This is a genomic window from Shewanella sp. MBTL60-007, from assembly GCF_019654915.1.
In the GTDB taxonomy this organism is placed as follows: Bacteria; Pseudomonadota; Gammaproteobacteria; order Enterobacterales; family Shewanellaceae; genus Shewanella.
Genome location: NZ_BPET01000099.1, coordinates 1 through 9,214, shown reverse-complemented (window position 1 = coordinate 9,214; position 9,214 = coordinate 1). Strand labels below are relative to the sequence as shown.

Below are 9,214 nucleotides of genomic sequence, written 5' to 3'. Positions count from 1 at the left end.
TTGTCATTAGAATCCACTAACAAAAAAACCATATCACCTAAAATATTCAATGACTTAAGAGTAACCTTTGATATTTTGTCAAAGATTGAGAATAAAAAAGACAGATTTAAGAAAACCGCAGCGGTTTTAAATAGGCTTTCCAAAAAGGCTTTCTTTAAAACAAGTAAGGGGATTAACAATAAGCACGTCATTTTTTTTGATGTTAATAAAGGTGGAAAAATCAGAAGAAGAGGCTTCGAAATATCTATAAACAGCGAATTAAAAAGCTTTGATAAGCAATTACACAACGAGTTAAATAGAACAAGTAAAGATATAGCTGACGACAATATCCAGTCCAGTTCAGCAAGGAGAAGTGACGCTCCTCCCACTGATGAGGAGGAAGATGAGGAGGAAGATGATTTCAATGATTATTTTAATTGGCTAGAAGATTACATGGATGAAATGAGCGACGAATTTGAGGATTTTTGGTTTAATTTTAATTACAATGATGGTGAAGATGAGCCCTTTGAAGTTTGTGTTGGATATGAGCATGTAGACGGCTCAAGTGACGAAAGCTTTATGTGTGGCCCATAGTGTATAAAAGCACTTAAGAATATAAGTGTTCATTTTACATTTCAGCTTTTACTCTTCTACCATGTAATAGTTATAAAAAATCAATCCCATGCATGAAGTTGACATCATGCATGGGTTCTAATGACTTCTAATTATATTGAATGAAACCTACTAAATTAGTTTAATCGATTTGCAGCATCAACACTGGCTAGAAAAACATGGCAATCAATCCCACGATGCAATTCATAGCAAGCCAGTGCATGCCGCACTAAAAACAATAAAGTAAGTGTCGCATTAGGTTTGTTGTGCTATTTCTTTCTTAATCTGCTGCACACTTTTACCCCCAACTGCAATATTATTATCAGGTTGCTCTCTAATAGAAACTAAAAATAGCTCTTTAGGTATCCCCGTAATTTCAACTGCAACTTCTGTCAACTTTTCAATCAGTTGCTCTTTTACGTCATCCGTTAATTGACCTGATTCGAAAGCAATAAATGGCATAAAACCGTCCTTAGTTATTATCGTGCCCACCAGCATTATTGCATATTTTTCTAGCTAAGAAATATTTGACGCTACAGAGGTAAAACCAAGCGTCATTTAATTTATTTACTAATGGGTAGAACGACGCATTTCTATTTAGCCAATTGAATATTTAATCTGAACCAATATATCAGGACTAAGCAATCAAGCCGCGCTTGATAAAAGTCCAGCCACCCCGACGAAGTTACATGCATTGAGTACGAGCCTCATAGTTATGGATAAATAGCTAACGCCTCCGATGAGACATCTGATGTGAATGGATTCACAAATGCCGTGGTGGCACGGATGCCAAGGAACGGCCAGCCCCGCGAAAGCTACGCTAACATCCATGTCGGCATCACGCAGCTCTGGTTTATAAAGAGTTTCCAACGCACTTCGGCAACTTCGATGGGGAATGGGTGTTTTCTGTAAGCTAAATCGGGGACGTTAAGCTAGGTATTTTAATGTTTACTCTGACCCGATATATCCACGACATATCCAAAACTGCTGAGTGTAAAGCGTCACCTTGATGTTTTTGTTATGTAATTTCTTTCTGTATTCCACCATTCATTGACTGCTCTCCAAAATCAGCCTTTGGTACAAATTCTTTGTAGTTAGAAAGTACTTGCTTGATACGCGACTTCTCATTATTGATACTCTTCTTGGAATACAACCAAAATCTATACGTTTTTATATAGTTGAAAAACTTAGGTAAAACGCTGTATACAATGAAAAATATTTTTCTCTTGGTCACGTGCTCAATAGTAGTTAAGTGATCATAGTACTCGTGTAAGATATCAACTTGAGCTTTGCTATCCAAAGATAAAAATGCATGCCTATTTTTTAGATCTTTTCGAACAAAGTTATTGAGGTCTAGCCGACAAGTATCATCACTTTTTAAATAAACAAGAGTTTCATACATACTAGCTAAATGCATGTCATCGTAGCCAACAAGTAACAAATACTCATCGGGTAAGTGAGTTAGCTTTGGTGGAGGAGCTTTTAAAATATCAAATTCATCAGCTAAAAACATAGTCAAAAGTAAATCCTCGTCACCGTCTAAAATCCTCTCAATGGCTTTTATATGCGGAATAACTGTCGCTTTCAAAATACTTAGCTCAGAAAACAAAATTTTGTAACATTGGTGGACGATATAAGACACTGCATACACTTTCTGCTTCGTCTCTTTAACTCTGAGTGTATTGAACTGTATAAACAATACCGTCAGGGATGCTCCTAATGTTGCCAATAGAGGCAAAACTAATTTCTCATTTAGCATTACAACTTCGCCCATTATTACCTCAAATTACATAACGCCGAACATAAGGTGCTCCACGATAAACTTACCAAGCGCACCGAACTCCATACCAAAACCGCCGAGTATAACGAGTCACCTTTATGTTTATGTTAGCAATTTAGCTAAGTGAGGCTCGACTTCTGGTCTGAGCATGTGATGTTGCATCGAGTCAATGAAAGTGAGCGGGATTTGGCAGACTTTAGCTTTTTTCTCATTTTTTCTCAGTAAACTCATGCCTTTGCATATTTCTAAATACTGTTTAATGAGCCTTTTACGCTCATCACGTGAGATACCATCATTGAAAATAACAACGTGAAACACCAAAGCACCTATTACGATTTGCTTAACTGAAAACCCTGCTGGTGTTTGTGGAGCCCATGATATTCTTGGATAAAATGGATTTACATATCGATGTTCATCAGCATCCAAATCTTTTCCGTATTCATGATATTGGTCTTTTGTTAACTTTAGAGATTTAAACAGCCCGACGGAAATAATGAATTGGGAGGAATCTGAACTTTCCTCAAGAATAAACCCTTTAAATTTCTCAAAGACCCCCTGGTGTTTGCCGCTAGCTCTAGACGAATTATAAGCAACTTTTAGCAACCACCTAGAAAGCTCATTGTAATTATACTCAAGATATAATGTGCTTTTTTTGAAATTCGAGGTAAACACCCCTGCCTTTTCAAGCACGTGTTTTGCATGCCCATCAAGAGCCCCCAAAACAACATTGTTGCATTCTGCGCAAACATCTTTAATTACTGCTTCACCCCCGATTATTTTTTGTGGCTTTTCTCTCCATCCAGATGTTTTTCCTTTTTTGTTGCTCTCTTGGTACTTATACACAAACGAAGGAAGAATATGTTCTCTAGTCAACGACTTATCTTTATCACAATATACGCATAGACCCATTTAATACCTCCTTGATTGCTAACATTTATATAGTGCGCATGCGCACGTATTTAGCAAAAACACGCATGCACATTTAATAAACCTATTATTAAAGCCTCACTAAAGCAAAGCTATTGATTTATAAGAACTCTACCAGAATATCAATGAATAAACGAGCACGATAAATTGCAAAGTGAGCATGATTTTTGTTGTCATATCTAAAGTAGGCAGTAACTAGAAAAGAGGAAAACTTAGCTACTACTCTCACAGAAAACACCAAGTCCCCATCGGAGTTGCCGAAGTACGTTGGAATAAATCGCGTAAGTCCAGACATGGATGTCTGGCTAGCTTTCGCGGGGCAGGATGCCCCATCGGAAGCGTTAGCGATTTATCCATAAGTACGAGGGTGACAACTTCGTCTGGGGCGTCATGGTGGATGCAAGGAGGATAAGGACGAGCAGTCCTCCTTGCCCGAGTGTGAGCTGGAAGCTCACGACCTTTATCAAACGAAGTTTGATTGCTTCCTTCTAGGGTGTGGGCGAAGCGCCACGACTTTAATTGTTAGACGAAGTCTAACTTAGAGGTCAAACAAAGTTTGATTGCATTCAGCTCAGGCGCAGCCTGATAAGCCCCAGTTTTGGCCTAGAAAACAAAAAGAGTTTACTGAGCCAAACATTACAAATATCGGCTCAAGTAAACTCTTTAATCTCAATCGAAAAGTTCGTTATGTACGAAAATTAACGAGACTTAACGTAAGGTTGACCAATTGCCTTTGGCCCCACTGCGCGGCCAATAAAGCCCGCTAGTAGCAACACGGTTAAGATATATGGCAATACCTCAATCGCTTGCACTGGGATTTCGCCAACCAGTGGTAACTCAACACCTTGCAGACGAATTGCAATCGCGTCTAAGAAACCAAATAGCAAACAACCAAACAATACTGGTACTGGCTTCCACTTACCGAAAATCAACGCCGCTAATGCGATAAAGCCTTTACCCGCACTCATGTTCGGTACGAAGCCTGCGCTGTGAGCAGTCGATAAGTAAGCACCCGCCATACCCGCTAATACACCAGCAATAATCAGTGCACGGTAACGGATCCACGCAACTGAGATACCTGCGGTATCTACCGCATGTGGGTTTTCACCTGTTGCACGCAGTCTGAGGCCAAAACGGGTTTTATAAACCACCCAGTAAACCGCTGGTACTGCAAACAGCGACAGATACACTAAGAAGTTATGCCCTGATATTAGCTGGCTATAAAGCATGCCAATAACTGGCACATCGGCTAATGCATCTGCAAATGGTAGTGTGATAGCAGTAAAGCGAGAATCATCAGTTAGCGCTGGTGTTTGACCACCTAAACCGAACCAGAAACGACCAAGCGTAACGGTTAAGCCCACAGCTAACATGTTGATTGCTACACCAGATACGATTTGGTCGCCACGATGAGTAATGGTCGCAAAACCGTGTACCAGTGACAGCATCACAGAAACACCGATACCCGCTAGCAGGCCAAACCAAACTGAGCCTGTCACTGTAGCCGTTGCCGCAGCGGCAAAAGCTGCAGAGAGCATCTTGCCTTCGAGAGCAATGTTGACAATACCTGAGCGCTCAGAAAAAAGACCAGCAAGTGCAGCAAGAATAAGTGGAGCCGATACCCTTAGGGTTGCATCTAAGATTAGAATGATATTCTCAAACATAATTTATGCCTCCGCCTTAACGCTGCCTAGGGCTGCTTTCTTTTGATCAAGAAACACAAACAGCTTCTCAGTCGGTTTAACTAGCATCAATGCCAATGCACCACTAAACAACACTACTAACGCTTGCACCACTTGAATCATTTCACGGTCAATATTCGGGTAATCAAACGACAGTTCAGCGCCGCCTTGATAAAGCACACCAAATAGAATACTGGCTAAGATAATACCAATTGGATGACTACGGCCAATCAAACACACGGCAATACCGGTAAAACCATAACCTGCAACAAAGTCGAGTTTTAGCTGCTGGCTATAACCTTGAACTTCGTTCAAGCCCATCATGCCTGATAGCGCACCAGAGATAAGCATTACCACAATGATCAGTTTCTTATAGTTGATACCGCCATACTCGGCAGCACTTGGGCTAGCGCCCATTGCGCGGATGGCATAACCCCAGCGAGTACGCCACAGCAGCGCCCAAACAAGTACACTGCAGATAAGCGCAATAAAGAAGCTCAGATTCATTGGTGATTGCGAGAAGGAGATCCCAAACCATTGGGTCATCTCATGGAACATAGGTAAGCCAGCGCTATCTTCAAATACCCGCGATACCGGCGCCATCTGCCCTTCAAGCTTAAGTACGTTTACCAGTAGATAAACCATTAACGCTGAAGCGATAAAGTTAAACATGATGGTGGTAATAACGATATGGCTTCCACGGTATGCCTGTAAGTAAGCCGGGATCAGCGCAAACAGCGCGCCAAACAACATACTGGCAAGCATGGTAATTGGCAGTAATGCCCAGAAAGGCAAAGTACTATCGAGTGCTAAACAGGCAAGACCTACACCTAAGCCGCCCATATAAGCTTGACCTTCACCACCAATGTTAAATAGGCCAGCAGAAAATGCCATTGCCACAGCTAAACCAGTAAAGATAAAGTTAGTCGCATAATAGAGCGTATAACCAATACCCTCTTGGTAACCCAAGGCTCCGCGTACCATCACGCCAGCCGCTTCGATCGGATTCACATCTACCGCAAGGAAAATACCGGCTGCAAACGCAAAAGCAAACATGATATTAATCAAAGGTAAAACAAAAATATTTACCCAAGATGGGATTTTAGAGTCGTTCATATTTGAGCTCCATTATCCGCAACCAGCTCATCAGGCATAATATTTGCCATCATCATTCCTAAAGTTTTCTCATCTGCCTTGCTGGCATCAATCTCACCAACCACATGGCCGTCAAACATCACGATTATTCTGTCAGCAAGTGACATCACTTCATCTAGCTCAACAGATACTAGTAAAATGCCCTTGCCCTGCTCTCGTAACTCAATAATACGTTTGTGAATAAACTCAATCGCACCAATATCCACACCACGAGTCGGCTGACCAATCAACAAGATATCAGGGTCTTGGTCCACTTCGCGGGCAATGATCAGCTTCTGCTGGTTACCACCAGAAAATAGTGAACTTTTCAGCTTAGGATCTCGCGGTCTAACATCCCACTCATCCATTAAGCGCTTACATTCAGAGGTAATGTACTTAGGCTTATTCAATAAATGGCCGTTGTACTGCGACTGATTATGATGACCAAGAATGGCAGATTCTTCGGCGGTGAAAGACTTGATTAGCCCCATGACTAGTCTGTCTTCCGGTATGTGGCCAACCTTTAGTTTGCGCATTTCATCGGCGCAACTAGGGTTGTTGGCATCAATCACCTTACCGCCAACCTTAATTGAACCACGGGTTGGTGTGATAAGGCCGGCAAGTGCACTTAATAGCTCTGATTGACCATTACCAGAGACGCCTGCAACGCCAACCACTTCACCCGCCTTAATCTCAATCGACACCTCTTTCAGGCGATCTACGCCCATTGAATCGGTATAGGTAAGCTTATGGGTTGAAAGTAAAACCTCAGTTGGATTCGCATCGCTTTTCTCGGCTTTAAGGCGAACCTTACGGCCAACCATCAACTCAGCGAGCTCTTCTTTATTGGTGTGAGCAGTTTCTCTATGGGCAACCATTTCCCCTTGGCGCATCACCGACACATTATCAGTGGCAGAAAGGATCTCTTTAAGCTTATGGGTGATCAATAAGATAGTGACACCTTGCGCCCGCAAGGCATCGAAAATATGGAATAAATGTTCAGTTTCCTGCGGCGTCAGTACGCCTGTAGGCTCGTCTAGAATCAGGATTTTTGCGCCGCGATATAGCGCCTTTAAGATCTCGACTCGCTGCTGTAATCCAACCGACAGCTCTTCAATAAGGCTATCGAGTGGCACATCCAGTTGGTATTCTTTGGCTAAACGCTCAAGTTCTTTACGCGCTTTTTTCAGGCTAGGTTTAAGTAAACCGCCCTCTTCAGCACCTAATATAACGTTTTCAAGCACGGTAAAATTATCAACCAACATAAAATGCTGATGCACCATACCGATGCCATAGCTGATGGCTTCTTTAGAATTAGCCAGCTTGCGCTCGATGCCATCAATTAGGATCTGACCTTTATCTGCGGTGTAGAAACCATAAATGATATTCATCAAGGTGGATTTACCTGCACCGTTCTCACCGATAATACCGTGAATAGTGCCAGCAGGAATTTTTAAGCAGATATCTTTATTGGCATGAACAGCGCCGAATCGTTTGTCGATACCACGAAGCTCAAGGGCAACGGGACGCTCATCGGATTTTTCTTTTTCGTGTATGGACATGGTCATAATTATCTCAAATGCCTAAGCAGGCATTGATGACTAAACATTGATCAAATATGGATTTGAAAATTAACTCTTAAAAATTACCACTTACAACAAAGCTCCCCAGTCATAAACCAGAGAGCTTTATCTATGTTAATACTGCTTAGTATTTACAAGTGTTGTCTTTCATGTAGTCATGAACAACGATTTCACCAGCAACGATTTTCTTAGTGATATCAGCAAGTTTTGCTTCCATTTCTGGAGTCACAAGTGCGCGGTTATGCTCGTCTAATGCCCAGTTAACGCCATTTTCTTTAAGACCACGGCTATCAATACCCGCAACAAACGTGCCTTTTTCAGCGTCTTTGAATACTTCAAATGTGGCAACACCAACTAACTTAACCATAGAAGTTAGCATTACGCCTGGGTGTAAATAGTTTTGGTTTGAATCAACACCAATTGCGTACTTACCTTCATCTTTAGCAGCTTGATAAACGCCAACACCAGTACCACCAGCAGCAGCGAAGACTACGTCAGCGCCTTTAGTAAACTGGCTCTTAGAAAGCTCAGCACCACGCGCAGGGTCATTCCATGCAGCAATAGTCGAACCAGTCATGTTTTGGAAGATTTCTGCATCTTGGCTGATGAATTTCGCACCCTGCTCGTAACCACAAGCAAACTTACGAATTAGCGGAATATCCATGCCGCCAACAAAGCCAATCTTGTTAGTTTCAGACTTCATCGCAGCAAGTGCACCAACAAGGAATGAACCTTCGTGCTCTTTAAAGACAAGTGACTTAACATTTGGAAGATCAACTACTGAGTCGATAATAACGAATTCAGTTTCAGGGTATTTCTTAGCCACTTTTTCAAGAGCAGTGCCATACATAAAGCCAACAACAACGATTGGGCTAAAACCACGGCGTGCTAAACGCTCAAGGCCCTGCTCACGCTGCGCATCATTTGAAGGTACGAATTCACGTACTTCGACATCTGAGCTTTCGTTAAACTTCAAAACACCATTTTGATAAACGGCTTGGTTGAAAGATTTATCGAACTTACCCGTTGTATCAAATGCAACAGCAGGCTTGAAGTCTGCAGCAGTAGCTGCAAACGAACACATAGCTAAAGTGACTGCCGCAGCAGTTGCGCTCAGGATTTTCATCATTCTCGTCCTTATAAGGTATAAGTATTATTTTTCGTATTATTGACAGCTTTAAGCAGTAAAAACCCCGAGCTTGAAGCCATCATTTAAGATCAAGAAACCAGAGCTTACAGCAGCACCGAATAGGATTGCTAGTGCCCCTAAAGCCCATAAATCAGCCAGAGCTAAAAAGCTAGCAGTTGTACTTTTAATACAAAAAATCGCCTTAATTTGCGCAAAATCACGCTTTAAATCCCGTGAAACGACGATTAAATAATCTTGCGCCTACAAAGAAAGAATTATCCCAAAAGCAAGACAAAACACCCCAACCTAAACGGCGGATTAATCTTTAAATACAAGCGGATAACTCAAATTGCAATTAAAGGACAAATAAACAACAGCCAAAACCGCC

At 41.8% G+C, this 9,214-nt stretch carries 8 protein-coding genes; 1 reads left to right on the top strand and 7 read right to left on the bottom strand.

Annotation, left to right across the window (positions count from 1 at the left end; translation table 11 throughout):
• Positions 1-573: hypothetical protein (locus K5Q92_RS22955; protein WP_220771151.1), on the top strand; the 573-nt coding region annotated here is incomplete at its 5' end.
• Positions 574-846: 273 nt separating this feature from the next.
• Here the strand turns inward: K5Q92_RS22955 and dmpI are convergent.
• The 7 genes from dmpI to K5Q92_RS22920 form a co-directional block, all read right to left on the bottom strand.
• Positions 847-1,053, bottom strand: a complete 207-nt coding sequence (dmpI, locus tag K5Q92_RS22950; RefSeq protein WP_220771150.1) for a 4-oxalocrotonate tautomerase DmpI — start codon at positions 1,051-1,053, stop codon at positions 847-849.
• Between the two features lie 556 nt (positions 1,054-1,609).
• On the bottom strand, positions 1,610-2,365 hold the full coding sequence (locus tag K5Q92_RS22945) for a hypothetical protein (protein WP_220771149.1): 756 nt from the start codon (positions 2,363-2,365) through the stop codon (positions 1,610-1,612).
• 108 nt (positions 2,366-2,473) lie between these two features.
• A complete protein-coding gene (locus tag K5Q92_RS22940; protein ID WP_220771148.1) occupies positions 2,474-3,280 on the bottom strand; it encodes a hypothetical protein in 807 nt (268 codons plus the stop codon).
• 716 nt (positions 3,281-3,996) lie between these two features.
• Positions 3,997-4,962, bottom strand: coding sequence for an ABC transporter permease (locus K5Q92_RS22935; RefSeq protein WP_220771147.1), 966 nt, complete (start codon positions 4,960-4,962; stop codon positions 3,997-3,999).
• Between the two features lie 3 nt (positions 4,963-4,965).
• The gene (locus tag K5Q92_RS22930) at positions 4,966-6,096 is read right to left on the bottom strand and encodes an ABC transporter permease (protein ID WP_220771146.1); all 1,131 of its coding nucleotides are present in this window, start codon (positions 6,094-6,096) and stop codon (positions 4,966-4,968) included.
• On the bottom strand, positions 6,093-7,682 hold the full coding sequence (locus tag K5Q92_RS22925; RefSeq protein WP_220771145.1) for an ABC transporter ATP-binding protein: 1,590 nt from the start codon (positions 7,680-7,682) through the stop codon (positions 6,093-6,095). The genes K5Q92_RS22930 and K5Q92_RS22925 overlap by 4 nt, the downstream gene beginning before the upstream one ends.
• A 139-nt stretch (positions 7,683-7,821) precedes the next feature.
• Positions 7,822-8,826, bottom strand: a complete 1,005-nt coding sequence (locus K5Q92_RS22920) for a BMP family protein (protein WP_220771144.1) — start codon at positions 8,824-8,826, stop codon at positions 7,822-7,824.
• Between the last annotated feature and the right edge of the window lie 388 nt (positions 8,827-9,214).